Source organism: Streptomyces sp. NPDC051740, assembly GCF_044453165.1.
GTDB classification, from domain to species: domain Bacteria; phylum Actinomycetota; class Actinomycetes; order Streptomycetales; family Streptomycetaceae; genus Streptomyces; species Streptomyces atrovirens.
Genome location: NZ_JBITCL010000008.1, coordinates 230304 through 248920 on the forward strand (window position 1 = coordinate 230304; position 18617 = coordinate 248920).

At 70.1% G+C, this 18617-nt stretch carries 18 protein-coding genes; all 18 read left to right on the plus strand.

Features of this window, described 5'->3' with window-relative positions; genetic code table 11:
• Window positions 1–117 precede the first annotated feature (117 nt).
• On the plus strand, window positions 118–2175 hold the full coding sequence (gene rho / locus ACIA6T_RS16360; protein ID WP_399447154.1) for a transcription termination factor Rho: 2058 nt from the start codon (window positions 118–120) through the stop codon (window positions 2173–2175).
• 188 nt (window positions 2176–2363) lie between these two features.
• The gene (locus tag ACIA6T_RS16365) at window positions 2364–3542 is read left to right on the plus strand and encodes an LCP family protein (RefSeq protein ID WP_399447155.1); all 1179 of its coding nucleotides are present in this window, start codon (window positions 2364–2366) and stop codon (window positions 3540–3542) included.
• 196 nt (window positions 3543–3738) lie between these two features.
• Window positions 3739–3960: a 50S ribosomal protein L31 gene (rpmE, locus tag ACIA6T_RS16370; protein ID WP_085572322.1), complete on the plus strand. Its 222-nt coding sequence runs from the start codon at window positions 3739–3741 to the stop codon at window positions 3958–3960.
• 104 nt (window positions 3961–4064) lie between these two features.
• The gene (gene prfA / locus ACIA6T_RS16375; RefSeq protein ID WP_399447238.1) at window positions 4065–5132 is read left to right on the plus strand and encodes a peptide chain release factor 1; all 1068 of its coding nucleotides are present in this window, start codon (window positions 4065–4067) and stop codon (window positions 5130–5132) included.
• 27 nt (window positions 5133–5159) lie between these two features.
• Window positions 5160–6005, plus strand: coding sequence for a peptide chain release factor N(5)-glutamine methyltransferase (gene prmC / locus ACIA6T_RS16380; RefSeq protein WP_399447156.1), 846 nt, complete (start codon window positions 5160–5162; stop codon window positions 6003–6005).
• Window positions 6006–6058: 53 nt separating this feature from the next.
• Window positions 6059–6706, plus strand: coding sequence for an L-threonylcarbamoyladenylate synthase (locus ACIA6T_RS16385; protein WP_399447157.1), 648 nt, complete (start codon window positions 6059–6061; stop codon window positions 6704–6706).
• Entirely contained in the window at window positions 6703–7380 is a 678-nt protein-coding gene (locus ACIA6T_RS16390) for a protein-tyrosine-phosphatase (RefSeq protein ID WP_391789805.1), read from the plus strand. Before ACIA6T_RS16385 ends, ACIA6T_RS16390 begins: the two co-directional genes overlap by 4 nt.
• Window positions 7381–7744: 364 nt before the next feature.
• Entirely contained in the window at window positions 7745–8983 is a 1239-nt protein-coding gene (glyA, locus tag ACIA6T_RS16395) for a serine hydroxymethyltransferase (RefSeq protein ID WP_399447158.1), read from the plus strand.
• Window positions 8984–9121: 138 nt separating this feature from the next.
• The gene (locus tag ACIA6T_RS16400; RefSeq protein WP_399447159.1) at window positions 9122–10447 is read left to right on the plus strand and encodes an MraY family glycosyltransferase; all 1326 of its coding nucleotides are present in this window, start codon (window positions 9122–9124) and stop codon (window positions 10445–10447) included.
• 312 nt (window positions 10448–10759) lie between these two features.
• Window positions 10760–11197 (plus strand): hypothetical protein, encoded by a 438-nt coding sequence (locus ACIA6T_RS16405; protein WP_399447160.1) that lies wholly within the window; start codon window positions 10760–10762, stop codon window positions 11195–11197.
• A gap of 225 nt (window positions 11198–11422) precedes the next feature.
• On the plus strand, window positions 11423–12250 hold the full coding sequence (gene atpB, locus ACIA6T_RS16410; protein WP_030828866.1) for a F0F1 ATP synthase subunit A: 828 nt from the start codon (window positions 11423–11425) through the stop codon (window positions 12248–12250).
• A gap of 75 nt (window positions 12251–12325) precedes the next feature.
• Complete coding sequence (gene atpE / locus ACIA6T_RS16415; protein ID WP_009321656.1) at window positions 12326–12556, plus strand: ATP synthase F0 subunit C; 231 nt, start codon at window positions 12326–12328, stop codon at window positions 12554–12556.
• 41 nt (window positions 12557–12597) lie between these two features.
• Window positions 12598–13140 (plus strand): F0F1 ATP synthase subunit B, encoded by a 543-nt coding sequence (locus tag ACIA6T_RS16420; protein WP_399447161.1) that lies wholly within the window; start codon window positions 12598–12600, stop codon window positions 13138–13140.
• Window positions 13137–13952 carry a F0F1 ATP synthase subunit delta gene (locus tag ACIA6T_RS16425; protein WP_399447162.1) on the plus strand — a complete coding sequence of 272 codons (816 nt, stop codon included), beginning with the start codon at window positions 13137–13139 and terminating at the stop codon, window positions 13950–13952. Before ACIA6T_RS16420 ends, ACIA6T_RS16425 begins: the two co-directional genes overlap by 4 nt.
• 138 nt (window positions 13953–14090) lie before the next feature.
• Window positions 14091–15680, plus strand: a complete 1590-nt coding sequence (gene atpA / locus ACIA6T_RS16430) for a F0F1 ATP synthase subunit alpha (RefSeq protein ID WP_399447163.1) — start codon at window positions 14091–14093, stop codon at window positions 15678–15680.
• 21 nt (window positions 15681–15701) lie between these two features.
• Window positions 15702–16619, plus strand: a complete 918-nt coding sequence (locus ACIA6T_RS16435; protein ID WP_399447164.1) for a F0F1 ATP synthase subunit gamma — start codon at window positions 15702–15704, stop codon at window positions 16617–16619.
• On the plus strand, window positions 16619–18055 hold the full coding sequence (gene atpD, locus ACIA6T_RS16440) for a F0F1 ATP synthase subunit beta (RefSeq protein ID WP_399447165.1): 1437 nt from the start codon (window positions 16619–16621) through the stop codon (window positions 18053–18055). Before ACIA6T_RS16435 ends, atpD begins: the two co-directional genes overlap by 1 nt.
• A gap of 131 nt (window positions 18056–18186) precedes the next feature.
• Entirely contained in the window at window positions 18187–18564 is a 378-nt protein-coding gene (locus ACIA6T_RS16445; protein ID WP_399447166.1) for a F0F1 ATP synthase subunit epsilon, read from the plus strand.
• Window positions 18565–18617 lie beyond the last annotated feature (53 nt).

Here is an 18617-nt window from a genome sequence, read left to right on the forward strand (position 1 = left end):
CCGCCGCTCAGGCGGACAACCGCCCCGGCACGGTTCACACAGCAAGGACCGATGCCGGACAGCACAACCGGTCGCCGAGCCAGACAGGCCGACGTCCGCTCCAGGGAAGGACCCTTCGTGAGCGACACCACCGATCTGATGGGCGCACGTGTCGAGGAGACCGCTGCCGCGCCCGCCACGGACGCTTCCGCGCCTGCCACCGGTGCCGGCTCCCGGCGGCGCCGCGGTACCGGCCTCGAGGGCATGGTGCTGGCCGAGCTGCAGCAGGTCGCATCCGGCCTCGGAATCAGGGGCACCGCGCGCATGCGCAAGAGCCAGCTGATCGAGGTCATCAAGGAGGCGCAGGCCGCCGGAGGCGCCGCCCCGGCCAAGGCCGAGTCCGCCGCCGAGACCAAGCCCAAGCGCCGTGCCACCTCCCGGACCCGTACGGGTGAGGCCGCCGAGAAGAAGGCCGACGCCAAGGCCGAGCAGGCCCCCGCCGAGAAGGCCGCGGCCCAGCAGCAGATCGAGATCCCCGGCCAGCCCTCCCCGAAGGCCTCCGGCCAGTCCGAGCAGGCCGAGGAGGCCGCTCCCGCCGAGCGCCGCCGCCGTCGCGCCACCGCCGAGGCGGGCGCCCCGGCCGCCGCCGCGGCCGAGACGGTCACCGCCGAGGCGAAGGCCGAGCCCAAGGCCGAGACCCCGGCCCAGCAGCAGTCGCAGCAGCAGGGCGACGCCAAGTCCGACCACGACGGCGAGGGCCGCCGCCGCGACCGCCGTGAGCGCGGCCGCGACCGTGACCGCGGTGAGCGTGGCGACCGCGGTGAGCGTGGCGACCGCGGCGACCGCGGGGACCGTCGCGGCAAGGGCGACGACCAGCAGCAGGGCCAGGGCGGCCAGGGCCGTCAGCAGAACCAGCAGGGCAGCGGCGGCCGGCAGGACCGCCAGCAGCACGACGACGACGACTTCGAGGGCGGCCGGCGTGGCCGTCGCGGGCGCTACCGCGACCGCCGTGGCCGTCGTGGCCGCGACGACGTGGCCTCCGAGCCGCAGCTCACCGAGGACGACGTCCTGATCCCGGTCGCGGGCATCCTGGACATCCTCGACAACTACGCGTTCATCCGGACCTCCGGCTACCTGCCCGGTCCGAACGACGTGTACGTCTCCCTCGCCCAGGTCCGCAAGAACGGCCTGCGCAAGGGCGACCACGTCACCGGCGCCGTGCGCCAGCCCAAGGAGGGCGAGCGCCGCGAGAAGTTCAACGCGCTGGTCCGCCTGGACTCCGTCAACGGCATGGCGCCCGAACACGGCCGCGGCCGCCCGGAGTTCAACAAGCTCACCCCGCTGTACCCGCAGGACCGCCTCCGCCTGGAGACGGACCCCGGCGTCCTCACCACCCGGATCATCGACCTCGTGTCGCCGATCGGCAAGGGCCAGCGCGGTCTGATCGTGGCCCCGCCGAAGACCGGCAAGACCATGATCATGCAGGCGATCGCCAACGCGATCACCCACAACAACCCCGAGTGCCACCTGATGGTCGTCCTCGTCGACGAGCGTCCGGAAGAGGTCACCGACATGCAGCGGTCGGTGAAGGGCGAGGTCATCTCCTCGACCTTCGACCGCCCGGCCGAGGACCACACCACGGTCGCCGAGCTCGCCATCGAGCGCGCCAAGCGCCTGGTGGAGCTGGGTCACGACGTCGTCGTGCTGCTCGACTCGATCACGCGTCTGGGCCGTGCGTACAACCTCGCCGCCCCGGCCTCCGGCCGCATCCTGTCCGGTGGTGTCGACTCGACCGCCCTGTACCCGCCGAAGCGGTTCTTCGGTGCGGCCCGCAACATCGAGGACGGCGGCTCGCTGACCATCCTCGCCACCGCCCTGGTGGACACCGGGTCCCGCATGGACGAGGTGATCTTCGAGGAGTTCAAGGGCACCGGCAACATGGAGCTCAAGCTCGACCGGAAGCTCGCCGACAAGCGCATCTTCCCCGCGGTGGACGTCGACGCGTCCGGTACCCGCAAGGAGGAGATCCTGCTCGGCAACGAGGAACTGGCCGTCGTCTGGAAGCTGCGCCGGGTGCTGCACGCGCTCGACCAGCAGCAGGCGATCGAGCTGCTCCTCGACAAGATGAAGCAGACCAAGTCGAACGCCGAGTTCCTGATGCAGATCCAGAAGACGACGCCGGGCAACGGCGACTGACGTCGCGCTTTCCACCGGAAGGGCCGCTCCCGCGAGGGGGCGGCCCTTCCGCGTACGGCGGGAGCTCCGCCCGGCCCCGCGTTTTCCCCTCCGTCCCGACGGCGGGACGATGGATGTCGTACGGCGGTGAGGTCCGGGTCCGACACCGGGTGCAGGGGGGAACCGACCGGGGACGAGCCGAGGAGCGCATGTCTGGTGAGAGCACACCGGGCCACCGGGGCAAGGACCACCCGGGCAAGGGGCGCCGGGGCAAGGGCCACCCGGGCAAGGACCACCCGGGCAAGGGGCGCCGGGGCAAGGACCACCCGGGCAAGGGCCACCGGGGCAAGGGGCGCCGGGGCCTGAAGGTCGCGGCCTGGACCGCCGCCGGCGTCGTCGCCCTCGGCGGCACCGGCGCCGGATACGTGTACGTCAAGCTCAACGGCAACATCGAGAGCCTCGACATCGACCGGGTCCTCGGCACCGACCGGCCCGAGAAGGCCGGCGACGGCTCCGAGAACGTCCTCGTCCTCGGCTCCGACACCCGCTCCGGCGGCAACAGGGAACTCGGCGGCGGCACCGACGACGGAAGCGCCCGCTCCGACACCGCGATGATCGTGCACGTCCACGGGGGCCGCACGAGGGCGAGCGTGGTCTCCGTCCCGCGCGACACCGTCGTCGACCGCCCCGAGTGCACCGACACCGACGGCGGCACCCACCCCGCGGCGCGCGGTGTGATGTTCAACTCCGCCTACGCCACGGGCGGGGCGGCCTGCGCGGTGAAGACCGTCGAGTCGATCACCGACCTGCGCATGGACCACTACCTGGAGGTCGACTTCACCGGCTTCCGGAAGATCGTCGACGAACTCGGCGGCGTCGAGGTCACCACCCGCGAGCACATCGAGGACCCGGACAGCCACCTCGACCTGAAGGCCGGCACCCACCGGCTCGACGGCGAACAGGCCCTCGGCCTGGTACGCACCCGGCACGGCGTCGGCGACGGCTCCGACCTCGGCCGCATCCGGCTCCAGCAGGCCTTCGTCAAGGCCCTGGCACGGCAGGTCGGGGAGATCGGCGTCCTCACCGGCCCCAAGAAGCTGTACGACCTCGCCGACACCGCCACCAGGACCGTCACCACCGACTCCGGCCTCGGCTCGGTCAACGCCCTGATGTCCTTCGCGGCAGGCCTGAAGGACATCACCCCCGCCGGCCTGCGGATGATCACCATGCCGGTGACCTACGACCCGGCGAACGGCAACCGGGTCCTGATCGAGAAAACCAAGGCGCAGCAGGTCTGGGACGCCCTGAAGAACGACCAGCCGATCCCGGCGACGGTCACAGGGGAAACGGCCACCGGTGAAGCAAAGGGCTTGGTGAGAGGCTTTTAAGGGGCGCGGGTCCGTATCGATGTGCGGCTCCGCCGCGTGGGCGCGAGAAACCACAGACGGCCCGCAGGGAACAAACAACGGCAACCCCCGGTTTTGGGAGAGGACGCCAGTCCTGGCAGACTGGTGAGTCGGCCCCGGTTCACGCCCCCGCACCCCGCGGCAGCGACCCGGTGCCCTCCCGAACCTAGGAGACACCTTGAAGCGCGACATCCACCCCGAGTACGTCGAGACGCAGGTCAGCTGCACCTGTGGCGCGTCGTTCACCACCCGCAGCACGATCTCCGGCGGCGCCATCCGCGCCGAGGTCTGCTCCGAGTGCCACCCGTTCTACACGGGCAAGCAGAAGATCCTCGACACCGGTGGCCGTGTGGCCCGCTTCGAGGCCCGCTTCGGCAAGGCCGCCGGCTCCAAGAAGTAGCGAGCCCCATACCGCCGGTCCACGGCCGCGTCCCCGCCCGGGGGCGGGCCGGGACCGGCGTTTTTGGTCGTCCGCCCTTCACCCCGTACCAGCAGGAGCCCATGATGTTCGAGGCAGTCGAGGAACTCGTCGCCGAGCACGCCGACCTGGAGAAGAAGCTCGCCGACCCGTCGGTCCACGCCGACCAGGCCAACGCGCGCAAGCTGAACAAGCGCTACGCCGAGCTCACCCCGATCGTCGCCACGTACCGCTCCTGGAAGCAGACGGGCGACGACATCGGGACCGCGCGCGAACTGGCCGCCGACGACCCCGACTTCGCCGCCGAGGTCAAGGACCTGGAGCGGCAGCGCGAGGAGCTCACCGAGAAGCTCCGCCTGCTGCTCGTCCCGCGCGACCCCAACGACGACAAGGACGTCATCCTCGAGATCAAGGCGGGCGCGGGCGGCGACGAGTCCGCCCTGTTCGCCGGCGACCTGCTGCGCATGTACCTGCGCTACGCCGAGCGCGTCGGCTGGAAGACCGAGATCATCGACGCCACCGAGTCCGAGCTGGGCGGCTACAAGGACGTCCAGGTGGCCGTGAAGGCCCGCGGGCAGAGCGAGCCCGGTCAGGGCGTGTGGGCCCGGCTGAAGTACGAGGGCGGCGTGCACCGCGTGCAGCGCGTGCCGGCCACCGAGTCGCAGGGCCGCATCCACACCTCCGCCGCCGGTGTCCTGGTGACCCCCGAGGCGGAGGAGGTCGACGTCGAGATCAACCCGAACGACCTGCGCATCGACGTCTACCGGTCCTCCGGCCCCGGTGGGCAGTCCGTCAACACCACCGACTCCGCCGTGCGCATCACGCACATCCCGACCGGAGTCGTCGCCTCCTGCCAGAACGAGAAGAGCCAGCTGCAGAACAAGGAGCAGGCCCTGCGTATCCTGCGCTCCAGGCTCCTCGCGGCGGCGCAGGAGGAGGCGGAGCGGGAGGCCGCCGACGCCCGTCGCAGCCAGGTCCGTACCGTCGACCGCTCCGAGAAGATCCGTACGTACAACTTCCCGGAGAACCGCATCTCGGACCACCGCGTCGGCTTCAAGGCGTACAACCTCGACCAGGTCCTGGACGGCGAGCTCGCCGCGGTGATCCAGGCCTGTGTCGACGCGGACTCCGCCGCCAAGCTCGCCGCCGCGTAAATCCCGTAGACAGCCCGGAGGACCGTCGTGAACCTGCTGCTCGCCGAGGTGGCCCAGGCCACCCAGCGGCTCGCCGACGCCGGCGTGCCCTCGCCGCGCACCGACGCGGAGGAGCTCGCCGCGTTCGTGCACGGCGTCAAGCGCGGCGAGCTGCACACCGTGAAGGACTCCGACTTCGACGCCCGGTACTGGGAGGTCATCGCCCGCCGCGAGGCGCGCGAGCCGCTCCAGCACATCACCGGACGGGCGTACTTCCGCTACCTGGAGCTCCAGGTCGGGCCGGGGGTGTTCGTCCCGCGGCCCGAGACCGAGTCGGTGGTCGGCTGGGCGATAGACGCCGTCCGCGCGATGGACGTCGTCGAGCCCTGCATCGTCGACCTGTGCACCGGCTCGGGCGCCATCGCGCTGGCGCTCGCGCAGGAGGTGCCGCGTTCGCGCGTGTACGCCGTGGAGCTGTCCGAGGACGCCCTGAGGTGGACCCGCAAGAACATGGAGGGGTCACGGGTCGAGCTGCGCCAGGGAGACGCCCTGACGGCCTTCCCGGACCTCGACGGCCAGGTCGACCTGGTCGTCTCCAACCCGCCGTACATCCCGCTCACCGAGTGGGAGTACGTCGCCCCGGAGGCCCGCGACTACGACCCCGACCTCGCGCTGTTCTCCGGTGAGGACGGACTCGACCTGATCCGCGGCCTGGAGCGCACCGCGCACCGGCTGCTGCGGCCCGGCGGGGTGGTCGTCGTCGAGCACGCCGACACCCAGGGCGGACAGGTCCCGTGGATCTTCGCCGAGGAACGGGGCTGGGCCGACGCGGCCGACCACCCCGACCTGAACAACCGCCCCCGGTTCGCCACCGCCCGCAAGGCGCTGCCGTGAGCACCCCGCATACTTCATTCCCCCAGCAGCACCCGTACGAGGAGGCCCGCTAGATGGCTCGGCGATACGACACCAACGACGCGACCGACCGCGCGACCGGTCTGCGCGAGGCCGCGTCCGCCGTCCGCCGGGGCGAGCTCGTGGTGCTGCCGACGGACACCGTGTACGGGATCGGCGCCGACGCGTTCACCTCGGAGGCCGTCGCCGATCTGCTGGACGCCAAGGGCCGGGGCCGCAACATGCCCACGCCCGTCCTCATCGGCTCCCCGAACACCCTGCACGGTCTGGTCACCGACTTCTCCGAGCTGGCCTGGGAACTGGTCGACGCGTTCTGGCCGGGCGCGCTGACGCTGGTCGCCAAGCACCAGCCGTCGCTGCAGTGGGACCTCGGGGACACCCGGGGCACGGTCGCCGTGCGGATGCCGCTGCACCCGGTCGCCATCGAGCTGCTCACCGAGGTCGGGCCCATGGCCGTGTCCTCGGCGAACCTGACCGGGCACCCGGCGCCGGAGAACTGTGACGCCGCGCAGGAGATGCTCGGCGACTCCGTCTCCGTGTACCTGGACGGCGGACCCACCCCGGGGAACGTGCCCTCCTCCATCGTCGACGTCACCCGGCCCGTGCCCGTGCTGCTGCGCGAGGGCGCGATCTCGCCGGAGGAGCTGCGCAAGGTGGTACCCGACCTCGAGGTGGCGAATTGACGGCCCCTGAGTCGGGGCGTGGCATAGGCAACGGGGAATCCAGCGCGGAGATCACGACGACCTTCGGGTTTCCGCGCGACACCTTCCGCATCCTCCACGTCAGTACCGGAAACGTGTGCCGCTCGCCCCTCACCGAGCGGCTGACCCGGCATTTCGTGAGCCAGCGGCTGGGGATCCTGGGCGGCGGGCTGATCGTGGAGAGCGCGGGGACCTGGGGGCACGAGGGTGCGCCCATGGAGGCCCACGCGGAGACCGTGCTGGCGGAGTTCGGGGCGGACGCTTCGGGGTTCGTGGGGCGGGAGCTGCTGGACGAGCATGTGATCCGGGCGGATCTCGTGCTGACCGCTACGCGGGATCATCGGGCGCAGGTCATTTCCATGGGGCATTCCGCGGGGCTGCGGACGTTCACGTTGAAGGAGTTCACGCGGCTGGTCAACGCGATCGATCCGGCGACGCTGCCGCCGCTGGACGAGGGGTTGGTCATGCGCGCCCGGGCGCTGGTGCGGGCTGCCGCGGCTCTCCGCGGGTGGCTGCTGGCGCCGACGGCCGAGGCGGACGAGGTGTACGACCCGTACGGGGCGCCGCTGACGTTCTTCCGGTCGATCGGGGACGAGATATTCGAGGCGCTGGACCCTGTGGTGACGGCGTTGACCGGGGTGCCTGCCCGGGCGTAGGCGGGTGCGTGCCGGGGCGGGTTCACAGGGCCTCCGGCGTTGTTCCGCTGTGCCCACCCGTTCCGCCCTGCGGAACGATTGCCCACGGCGACGCGGGCGGGGTGATTGCCCACGGCGACGCGGGCGGGGTGATTGCCCGCGGCGGGGCGGGCGGGGTGGTTGCCCGCGGCGGGGCGGGCGGGGTGGTTGCCCGCGGCGGGGCGGGCGGGGTGATTGCCCACAGCGACGCGGGCGGGGTGGTTGTCCGCGGCGGGGCGGCGAACGATTGCCCACGGCGGGGCGGGCGGCTGGCCGTAGTGGTGTTCTGTGGGGTGGGCGGGTGTAGCGGGGGCGTTTTCGGGGTGTGCGGCCTACATTGGGCGGTATGACGGTCGGGCATGCCCTTGAGGTCGATGCGGTGCGGCGGCAGGATCCCGAGTTGGCCGATGTGCTGCTCGCGGAGCGGGAGCGGCAGTCCGGTTCGCTCCAGCTGATCGCCGCCGAGAACTTCATGTCGCCGGCCGTGCTGGCCGCGCTCGGGTCGCCGCTGGCCAACAAGTACGCCGAGGGGTACCCCGGCAACCGGTACCACGGCGGCTGCGAGGTCGTCGACGTCGCCGAGCGCCTCGCCGTGGAGCGGGCGAAGGCGCTGTTCGGCGCCGAGCACGCCAACGTGCAGGCGCACTCCGGCTCGTCCGCCGTGCTCGCCGCGTACGCCGCCCTGCTGCGCCCCGGCGACACCGTCCTCGCCCTCGGCCTGCTCCACGGCGGCCATCTCACCCACGGCTCGCCCGCCAACTTCTCCGGCCGCTGGTTCGACTTCGTCGGCTACGGCGTGGACGCGGAGAGCGGGCTCGTCGACCACGACCAGGTCCGCGCCCTCGCGCACACGCGCCGCCCCAAGGCGATCGTGTGCGGCTCCACCACCTACCCCCGCCACATCGACCACGCGTTCTTCCGCGAGGTCGCCGACGAGGTGGGCGCGTATCTGATCGCCGACGCCGCACACCCCATGGGCCTGGTCGCCGGGGGAGCGGCGCCCAGTCCGGTGCCGTACGCGGACATCGTGTGCGCGACGACGCACAAGGTGCTGCGGGGACCGCGCGGCGGGATGATCCTGTGCGGCGACGAGCTGGCCGAGCGCGTCGACCGTGCCGTCTTCCCCTTCACCCAGGGCGGCGCCCAGATGAACGCCGTCGCGGCCAAGGCCGTCGCGTTCGGGGAGGCGGCGACACCGGCGTTCGCCGCGTACGCGCACCAGGTGGTCGCCAACGCGCGGGCCCTGGCCGCCGCCCTGGCCGCCGAGGGGCTGGCCGTCACCACCGGCGGCACCGACACCCACCTGATCACCGCCGACCCGGCGCCGCTCGGCGTCGACGGACGCACCGCGCGCGGCCGGCTCGCGGCGGCCGGGCTCGTCCTGGACTGCTGTGCGCTTCCGCACGGCGACGACCGCGGGCTGCGCCTGGGCACGGCGGCGGTGACCACGCAGGGCATGGGGGCGAGGGAGATGACGTTCGTCGCGGGGCTGCTGGCGAGCGTCCTGCGGGGCGGCACCGAGCCCGCGCGGGCCCGGGAGGACGTACGGGAACTGGCCGCGGCGTTCCCGCCGTACCCCCGCTGAGCGGACCGGTTCCGGGGGAGGTGGCACGGACGCACAGTCACGCGTGCAACCATCTTCGCTACCCGGAAGTCCCCACTCGTATGCGTGCCTCGCTAGGGTGTGGGGCTGTGATGGCCAGCGAGACCTGTGGGGAAGCCCGTGCGTGAATACCTGCTGACGCTCTGCATCACGGCCGCGGTGACGTACCTGCTGACAGGGCCGGTACGGAAGTTCGCGATCGTGGCGGGGGCGATGCCGGAGATCCGGGCACGTGACGTGCACCGGGAACCCACTCCGCGGCTCGGCGGTATCGCCATGTTCTTCGGCCTGTGCGCGGGCCTGCTGACCGCGGACCACCTCACCAACCTGGGCCAGCTCTTCGAGAAGTCCAACGAGCCGCGGGCGCTGCTCTCCGGGGCCGCGCTGATCTGGCTGATCGGTGTGCTGGACGACAAGTTCGAGATCGACGCGCTGATCAAGCTGGGCGGCCAGATGATCGCCGCGGGCGTGATGGTCATGCAGGGTCTGACGATCCTGTGGCTGCCCATCCCGGGCGTCGGCACGGTCGCGCTGACCCAGTGGCAGGGCACCCTGCTCACGGTGGCGCTGGTCGTCATCACCATCAACGCGGTCAACTTCGTCGACGGCCTCGACGGCCTCGCCGCCGGCATGGTGTGCATCGCGGCGGCCGCGTTCTTCATGTACGCCTACCGCATCTGGTACTCGTACGGCATCGAGGCCGCCGCCCCCGCGACGCTGTTCGCGGCCATCCTGATGGGCATGTGCCTGGGCTTCCTGCCGCACAACATGCACCCCGCGCGGATCTTCATGGGCGACTCGGGCTCGATGCTGATCGGTCTGGTCCTGGCGGCGGGCGCGATCTCCATCACGGGACAGGTGGACCCGGACAGCCTGTTCGGCGGGTCCGAGCGCAGCACGGTGCACCAGATGGTGCCGGTCTACATCCCGCTGGTGATGCCGTTGACGATCATCGCGATCCCGGCCGCCGACCTGATCCTGGCGATCGTGCGGCGCACCTGGCGCGGCCAGTCGCCGTTCGCGGCGGACCGGGGGCATCTGCACCACCGGCTGCTGGAGATCGGCCACTCGCACAGCCGGGCGGTGCTGATCATGTACTTCTGGTCGGCGCTGATCGGCTTCGGCGCGCTGACCTACTCCGTGAACTCGGCGTCGATGTGGATCGTGCTGGGCGTCGTCATCCTCTCCGCGCTCGGACTCGTCCTGCTTCTGCTGCCCCGCTTCACGCCGCGCGCCCCGCGCTGGGCGGAGGCCTTCGTCCCGCCGCGCTACCGGCGCCGCCGGCAGGCCGCCCTGGCCGCCGCCCCGGACGCGTCGGTCCCGGCGGACCCCGAGTCCGCCGACGACGACCACCGCACCCCGGTCGCCGCGGGTGTCTCCGGCGTCAACGGCGCGACCGCCGTCGGCCCCCGCGCACGCCTGGTCGACCGGTCACGGCCAAGGTAAGAATCCGACTAGAGCATTGCCAAGTCGTGGGGTCCCGATGGGACCCCATTGGGTGTGCGAACCGCCCCAATACCAGACAAAGGGGCCGGGTTCGCGCTCAGGCGCGCAGATTCATTCTCATGTGTGACGGCGGGCACACCAGGCAGGTAAAGACTGCATCAAATAGTTTGTGATACCGTTCACGAGAACCCCGGAGAGAGCCAAGGAGCCGTAGTGCGACGGCTCACCGGCGCGAGGAATTCTCACTCGGCCCGGGGGTCTACGCTCGTCCATGACGACACCCTGCCCCCTGCGAATTGCGGAGTTGCCGCCATGCCGTCCCAAGACGTCCGGATCCTGGCCCAGGCCGCCGTGCCCACGGCTGCCGTCGGTGCCGTAGCCGCGCTCGTCAGTGGCTTGACGGCGGGCGGCAAGGGCGCTGTCGGAGCGATCGTCGCGACCGTGCTCGTGATCCTCTTCATGGGGATCGGCCTCTACGTACTGCAGCGCACCGCCAAGTCGCTTCCTCACCTGTTCCAGGCGATGGGGCTGCTGCTCTACGCGACGCAGATCCTCCTGCTGTTCGTCTTCCTCGCGGTGTTCAAGAACACCACGCTGTTCCACCCCAAGGCCTTCGCGTTCACGCTCGTCGCCGGCACCCTCGCGTGGATCGCCGCGCAGACGCGCGCCCATATGAAGTCCAAGATTCTTTACGTCGAACCCGAGTCGACGACGGACAGGAAGTCCGAAAAATCGGGGCACGCGTCGTGACGGGTAGGGCCGGGATAAAGAGGCATGCGAGACCCTGCTATCGTCCGGTGCCAACTGCGGCATCGCGGACGCGGGCACCTCGACTGACGCCTGCACCATCGCGAGGCGAGATGCCCCCCAGCCGCCCCCACATCCGTAAGACCAGTCCCGTGCCGAACCGCGGCTCAGCGCCGCGCCGACACAACGAGGTTGCCGTACCTATGCGCCACGCTGAAGGAGCCCGCGGTGAGTGCTGACCCGACGCAGGTGCTCGCCTTCGACACCAACTGCCACCTCTTCGACGGGTGTGGCTTCGCCGACGTGTCCCCGGGCCTGCACTCGTTCATGTTCCAGCCCCTGTGGGGTGACGGCGACAGCAACCTGTACTTCAACAAGACGATGCTGCTGGCGCTGCTCGGCTCGATCATCATCATCGGCTTCTTCTGGGCTGCCTTCCGCCGGCCGCAGGTCGTCCCCGGCAAGCTCCAGATGGTCGCCGAAGCGGGCTACGACTTCATCCGCCGCGGCGTCGTCTACGAGACCATCGGCCGGAAGGAGGGCGAGAAGTACGTACCGTTCGTCGTCTCGCTCTTCTTCTTCGTCTGGATGATGAACCTCTGGTCGATCATCCCGATCGCCCAGTTCCCGGTCACCTCGATCATCTCGTACCCGCTGGTCCTGGCCCTCCTCGTCTACATCACGTGGGTGGTGCTGACCTTCAAGCGGCAGGGCTTCGTCGGCTTCTGGAAGAACGTCACCGGCTACGACAAGTCGCTCGGCGCGGTGCTGCCGCTGGCCATGCTGATCGAGCTCTTCTCGAACCTGCTGATCCGGCCGTTCACGCACGCGGTGCGACTGTTCGCGAACATGTTCGCCGGCCACACCCTGCTGCTGCTGTTCACGATCGCCAGCTGGTACATGCTGAACGGCATCGGCATCGCCTACGCGGGCGTCTCGTTCGTGATGGTCATCGTCATGACGGCCTTCGAGCTGTTCATCCAGGCCCTTCAGGCGTACGTGTTCGTGCTGCTGACCTGCACGTACATCCAGGGCGCTCTCGCCGAGCACCACTGAGCCACCGCCCTCCCACCTCCACAGATCGTCCGGTGGCCAACCCCCACCGGTCCGTAAAGAAAAGGAAGAACTGGCATGTCCCAGACCCTTGCTGCTGTCGAAGGCTCCCTCGGCTCCATCGGTTACGGCCTCGCCGCGATCGGCCCCGGCGTCGGCGTCGGCATCATCTTCGGTAACGGCACCCAGGCCCTGGCCCGTCAGCCCGAGGCCGCCGGCCTGATCCGTGCCAACCAGATCCTCGGCTTCGCCTTCTGTGAGGCGCTCGCGCTGATCGGTCTGGTCATGCCGTTCGTCTACGGCTACTGAGCCACCAGACCAGTCCAGCCGACTAGACGAAAGGCACTCACATGAGCCAGCTGCTCATCGCGGCGAGCGAGGGGGAGAACCCCCTCATCCCGCCGATCCCTGAGCTTGTCATCGGCCTCCTCGCCTTCGTCATCGTCTTCGGCTTCCTCGCCAAGAAGCTCCTCCCGAACATCAACAAGGTTCTGGAAGAGCGCCGCGAGGCCATCGAGGGCGGTATCGAGAAGGCCGAGGCCGCTCAGACCGAGGCCCAGAGCGTCCTTGAGCAGTACAAGGCCCAGCTCGCCGAAGCCCGGCACGAGGCCGCGCGTCTGCGCCAGGAGGCGCAGGAGCAGGGCGCGACGCTCATCGCCGAGATGCGGGCCGAGGGCCAGCGTCAGCGCGAGGAGATCATCGCCGCCGGTCACGCGCAGATCGAGGCCGACCGCAAGGCCGCCGCGTCCGCGCTGCGCCAGGACGTCGGCAAGCTCGCCACCGACCTGGCCGGCAAGCTCGTCGGCGAGTCCCTCGAGGACCACGCCCGGCAGAGCCGCGTGATCGACCGCTTCCTCGACGAGCTCGACCAGAAGGCCGAGGCCGCGCGATGAACGGAGCGAGCCGCGAGGCCCTGGCAGCCGCACGCGAGCGTCTCGACGCGCTGACGGACTCCACGTCCGTGGACGCCGGCTCGCTCGCCGCAGAGCTGGCCGCCGTCACCGCGCTGCTCCACCGCGAGGTGTCGCTGCGTCGGGTCCTCACCGACCCGGCGCAGGCCGGTGAGGCCAAGGCCGACCTGGCCCGGCGCCTGCTCGGCTCGCAGGTGGGCGGCGCGACCGCCGACCTGGTGTCCGGCATGGTGCGTTCCCGCTGGTCGCAGTCGCGCGACCTGGTGGACGCGCTCGAGGAGCTGGCCGACGTGGCCGACCTCACCGCCGCCCAGAAGGCCGGCGCGCTCGACGACGTCGAGGACGAGCTGTTCCGGTTCGGCCGGATCGTCTCCTCCAACACCGAGCTGCGCGCCGCGCTGACCAGCCGGAGCGCCACCGCCTCCGCCAAGGGCGAGCTGCTGCGCAGCCTGCTCGGGGGCAGGGCGAACGCGGCCACCGAGCGTCTGGTCACGCGTCTTGTGACCGCGCCGCGGGGACGTAGCCTGGAGTCGGGACTGGAGTCCCTGTCCAAGCTCGCCGCCGAGCGCCGCGACCGCATGGTGGCCGTCGTCACCTCCGCGGTGCCGCTGAGCGACCAGCAGAAGCAGCGCCTGGGCAACTCCCTGGCGAAGCTCTACGGCCGCCGGATGCACCTCAACCTCGACGTCGACCCCGAGGTCGTCGGCGGGATCCGGGTGCAGGTCGGTGACGAGGTCATCAACGGCTCCCTCGCGGACCGGCTCGAGGACGCCAGCCGCCGGCTGGCCGGCTGAGCAGCACACTTCTTCATAGCAGTACGTAAGCAATTACGGCCCTGGTTGGGCCGTGCAGAGGATTCACCTCGTATCGGGGGGAGTCCCCATACCCCCCAAGTGAAACTTCGGGCCCAACAAGGAGAGCAGGGAACTCAGATGGCGGAGCTCACGATCCGGCCGGAGGAGATCCGGGACGCGCTGGAGAACTTCGTCCAGTCGTACAAGCCGGACGCGGCCTCGCGCGAGGAGGTCGGTACGGTCACCCTTGCCGGCGACGGCATCGCCAAGGTCGAGGGCCTTCCCTCGGCCATGGCCAACGAGCTGCTGAAGTTCGAGGACGGCACCCTCGGCCTCGCCCTCAACCTCGAGGAGCGCGAGATCGGTGCCATCGTCCTCGGTGAGTTCAGCGGCATCGAGGAGGGCCAGCCGGTCACCCGCACCGGCGAGGTGCTGTCCGTCGCCGTCGGCGAGGGCTACCTCGGCCGCGTGGTCGACCCGCTCGGCAACCCGATCGACGGCCTCGGCGAGATCGAGACCGAGGGCCGCCGCGCCCTCGAACTGCAGGCCCCCACGGTCATGCAGCGCAAGTCGGTGCACGAGCCGATGGAGACGGGCTACAAGGCCGTCGACGCCATGACCCCGATCGGCCGTGGTCAGCGTCAGCTGATCATCGGCGACCGCCAGACCGGCAAGACCGCCCTGGCCGTCGACACGATCATCAACCAGCGCGACAACTGGCGCACCGGCGACCCGAAGAAGCAGGTCCGCTGCATCTACGTCGCCATCGGCCAGAAGGGCTCCACCATCGCGTCGGTCCGCCGCGCGCTGGAGGAGAACGGCGCGCTGGAGTACACGACCATCGTCGCCGCCCCGGCGTCCGACCCGGCCGGCTTCAAGTACCTGGCGCCGTACACCGGTTCGGCCATCGGCCAGCAGTGGATGTACGAGGGCAAGCACGTCCTGATCATCTTCGACGACCTGTCGAAGCAGGCCGACGCCTACCGCGCCGTCTCCCTGCTGCTGCGCCGCCCGCCGGGCCGTGAGGCCTACCCGGGTGACGTCTTCTACCTGCACTCCCGCCTGCTGGAGCGCTGCGCCAAGCTCTCCGACGCCGAGGGCGCCGGCTCGATGACCGGTCTGCCGATCGTCGAGACCAAGGCCAACGACGTGTCGGCGTTCATCCCGACCAACGTCATCTCCATCACCGACGGCCAGTGCTTCCTGGAGTCGGACCTGTTCAACGCCGGTCAGCGCCCCGCGCTGAACGTCGGTATCTCCGTCTCCCGAGTCGGTGGTTCCGCGCAGCACAAGGCGATGCGCCAGGTCTCCGGCCGTCTGCGCGTGGACCTCGCCCAGTTCCGTGAGCTGGAGGCGTTCGCCGCCTTCGGTTCCGACCTGGACGCCGCGTCGAAGGCGCAGCTCGAGCGCGGTCAGCGCATGGTCGAGCTGCTGAAGCAGAACCAGTACGAGCCGATGGCCACCGAGGACCAGGTCGTCTCGGTCTGGGCCGGTACCACGGGCCGTATGGACGACGTGCCGGTCGCCGACATCCGCCGCTTCGAGAAGGAGCTCCTGGAGCACCTGCACCGCAAGGAGCAGGGCCTGATGACCTCCATCAAGGAGGGCGCCAAGATGTCCGACGACACGATCCAGGCCATCGCCGACGCCGTGGCGGAGTTCAAGAAGCAGTTCGAGACGAGCGACGGCAAGCTGCTCGGCGAGGACGCCCCGTCCGCCGCCAAGTGACGTAAGGAAGGGACCTGACTCATGGGAGCCCAGCTCCGGGTCTACAAGCGTCGCATCCGATCCGTCACCGCGACCAAGAAGATCACCAAGGCGATGGAGATGATCGCCGCCTCGCGCGTCGTCAAGGCGCAGCGCAAGGTGGCGGCCTCCACGCCGTACGCGCGGGAGCTCACCCGCGCGGTCACGGCGGTCGGAACCGGGTCGAACACCAAGCACCCGCTCACCACGGAGGCGGAGAACCCGGTCCGTGCCGCGGTCCTGCTCCTCACGAGTGACCGCGGTCTGGCCGGCGCCTTCAACTCCAACGCCATCAAGGCCGCGGAGCAGCTGACCGAGCGCCTGGAGCGCGAGGGCAAGCAGGTCGAGACGTACATCGTCGGCCGGCGCGGTGTCGCCCACTACAACTTCCGCGAGCGCAAGGTCGCGGAGACGTTCACGGGCTTCACCGACGAGCCCTCGTACGCGGACGCCAAGAAGGTCGCGGCCCCGCTGATCGAGGCGCTCCAGACGGAGACGGCGGACGGCGGCGTGGACGAGCTCCACATCGTCTACACCGAGTTCGTGTCGATGATGACGCAGACGGCGGTCGACTCCCGGATGCTTCCGCTGCGCCTCGAAGAGGTCGCGGAGGAGAGCACCACCAAGGGCGAGATCCTGCCGCTGTACGACTTCGAGCCCTCGGCGGAGGACGTCCTCGACGCCCTGCTGCCGCGGTACGTCGAGAGCCGGATCTACAACGCGCTGCTCCAGTCGGCCGCTTCCAAGCACGCCGCCACGCGCCGCGCGATGAAGTCGGCCACCGACAACGCGGGCGAGCTGATCAACACGCTCTCCCGTCTTGCCAACGCGGCCCGCCAGGCCGAAATCACCCAGGAAATCAGCGAGATCGTCGGTGGCGCCAGTGCCCTGGCCGACGCGAACGCGGGGAGTGACAACTAATGACCACCACTGTTGAGACCGCGACGGCCACGGGCCGCGTCGCCCGGGTCATCGGCCCGGTCGTCGACGTGGAGTTCCCCGTCGACGCGATGCCGGAGATCTACAACGCGCTGCACGTCGAGGTCGCCGACCCGGCGAACGAGGGCGAGCTCAAGACGCTGACCCTGGAGGTCGCCCAGCACCTGGGTGACGGCCTGGTCCGCACCATCTCCATGCAGCCCACCGACGGTCTGGTCCGCCAGGCCCCGGTGACCGACACGGGCTCCGCCATCTCCGTGCCGGTCGGCGACTTCACCACCGGCAAGGTGTTCAACACCCTCGGTGAGGTGCTGAACAGCGACGAGAAGTACACGGGCGAGCGCTGGCCGATCCACCGCAAGGCGCCGAACTTCGACGAGCTCGAGTCGAAGACCGAGATGTTCGAGACCGGCGTCAAGGTCATCGACCTTCTCACCCCGTACGTCAAGGGTGGAAAGATCGGTCTGTTCGGCGGTGCCGGCGTCGGCAAGACGGTGCTCATCCAGGAGATGATCTACCGCGTCGCCAACAACCACGACGGTGTGTCGGTGTTCGCCGGTGTCGGTGAGCGCACCCGTGAGGGCAACGACCTCATCGACGAGATGAGCGAGTCGGGCGTCATCGACAAGACCGCCCTGGTCTTCGGCCAGATGGACGAGCCCCCGGGCACCCGTCTGCGCGTGGCCCTCGCCGGTCTGACCATGGCGGAGTACTTCCGCGATGTGCAGAAGCAGGACGTGCTGTTCTTCATCGACAACATCTTCCGCTTCACCCAGGCCGGTTCCGAGGTGTCGACCCTGCTCGGCCGCATGCCCTCCGCGGTGGGCTACCAGCCGAACCTGGCCGACGAGATGGGTCTCCTCCAGGAGCGCATCACCTCGACCCGTGGTCACTCGATCACCTCGATGCAGGCGATCTACGTCCCCGCGGACGACCTGACCGACCCGGCCCCGGCCACCACCTTCGCCCACCTCGACGCGACGACGGTGCTCTCCCGTCCGATCTCGGAGAAGGGCATCTACCCGGCCGTGGACCCGCTGGACTCGACGTCCCGCATCCTCGACCCGCGGTACATCGCGGCGGACCACTACAACGCCGCGATGCGCGTGAAGAACATCCTGCAGAAGTACAAGGACCTGCAGGACATCATCGCGATCCTCGGTATCGACGAGCTCGGCGAGGAGGACAAGCTCGTCGTCCACCGTGCCCGTCGCGTGGAGCGCTTCCTGTCCCAGAACACCCACGTCGCCAAGCAGTTCACCGGCGTCGACGGGTCGGACGTCCCGCTGGACGAGTCGATCGCGGCCTTCAACGCGATCTGCGACGGCGAGTACGACCACTTCCCGGAGCAGGCGTTCTTCATGTGCGGTGGCATCGAGGACCTGAAGAACAACGCCAAGGAGCTGGGCGTCTCCTGAGCATCAGGCTCACCGTGAACCCCTGAGGTTCACACCCGAGGGGGCGGGTGCGTCCCGCCCCCTCATCCACGCCCCTTAGACTTGTAACCAACACCCGGCACAACCGCCGGGTGGTGACCCGAGGAGCCACCTTGGCTGCTGAGCTGCACGTCGCGCTGGTCGCGGCCGACCGAGAGGTCTGGTCCGGCGAGGCCACCCTGGTCGTCGCGCGCACCACGTCCGGCGACATCGGCGTCATGCCCGGTCACCAGCCGCTGCTCGGTGTGCTGGAGTCGGGCCCGGTGACCATTCGTACGCGTGAGGGCGGGACGGTCGTCGCCGCGGTGCACGGCGGTTTCATCTCGTTCGCGGACGACAAGCTGTCGCTGCTGGCCGAGGTCGCCGAGCTGTCGGACGAGATCGACGTCCAGAGCGCGGAGCGGGAACTCGCCCGCGCGAAGGCGGAGGACGACGCGGAGGCCGAGCGCCGCGCGGACGTCCGTCTGCGGGCGGCGTCGGCAGGGCGCTGATACCGGCGCGGTGGGATGACGTCACTCAGCCGCGGCCGGCACCGGAGCGATCC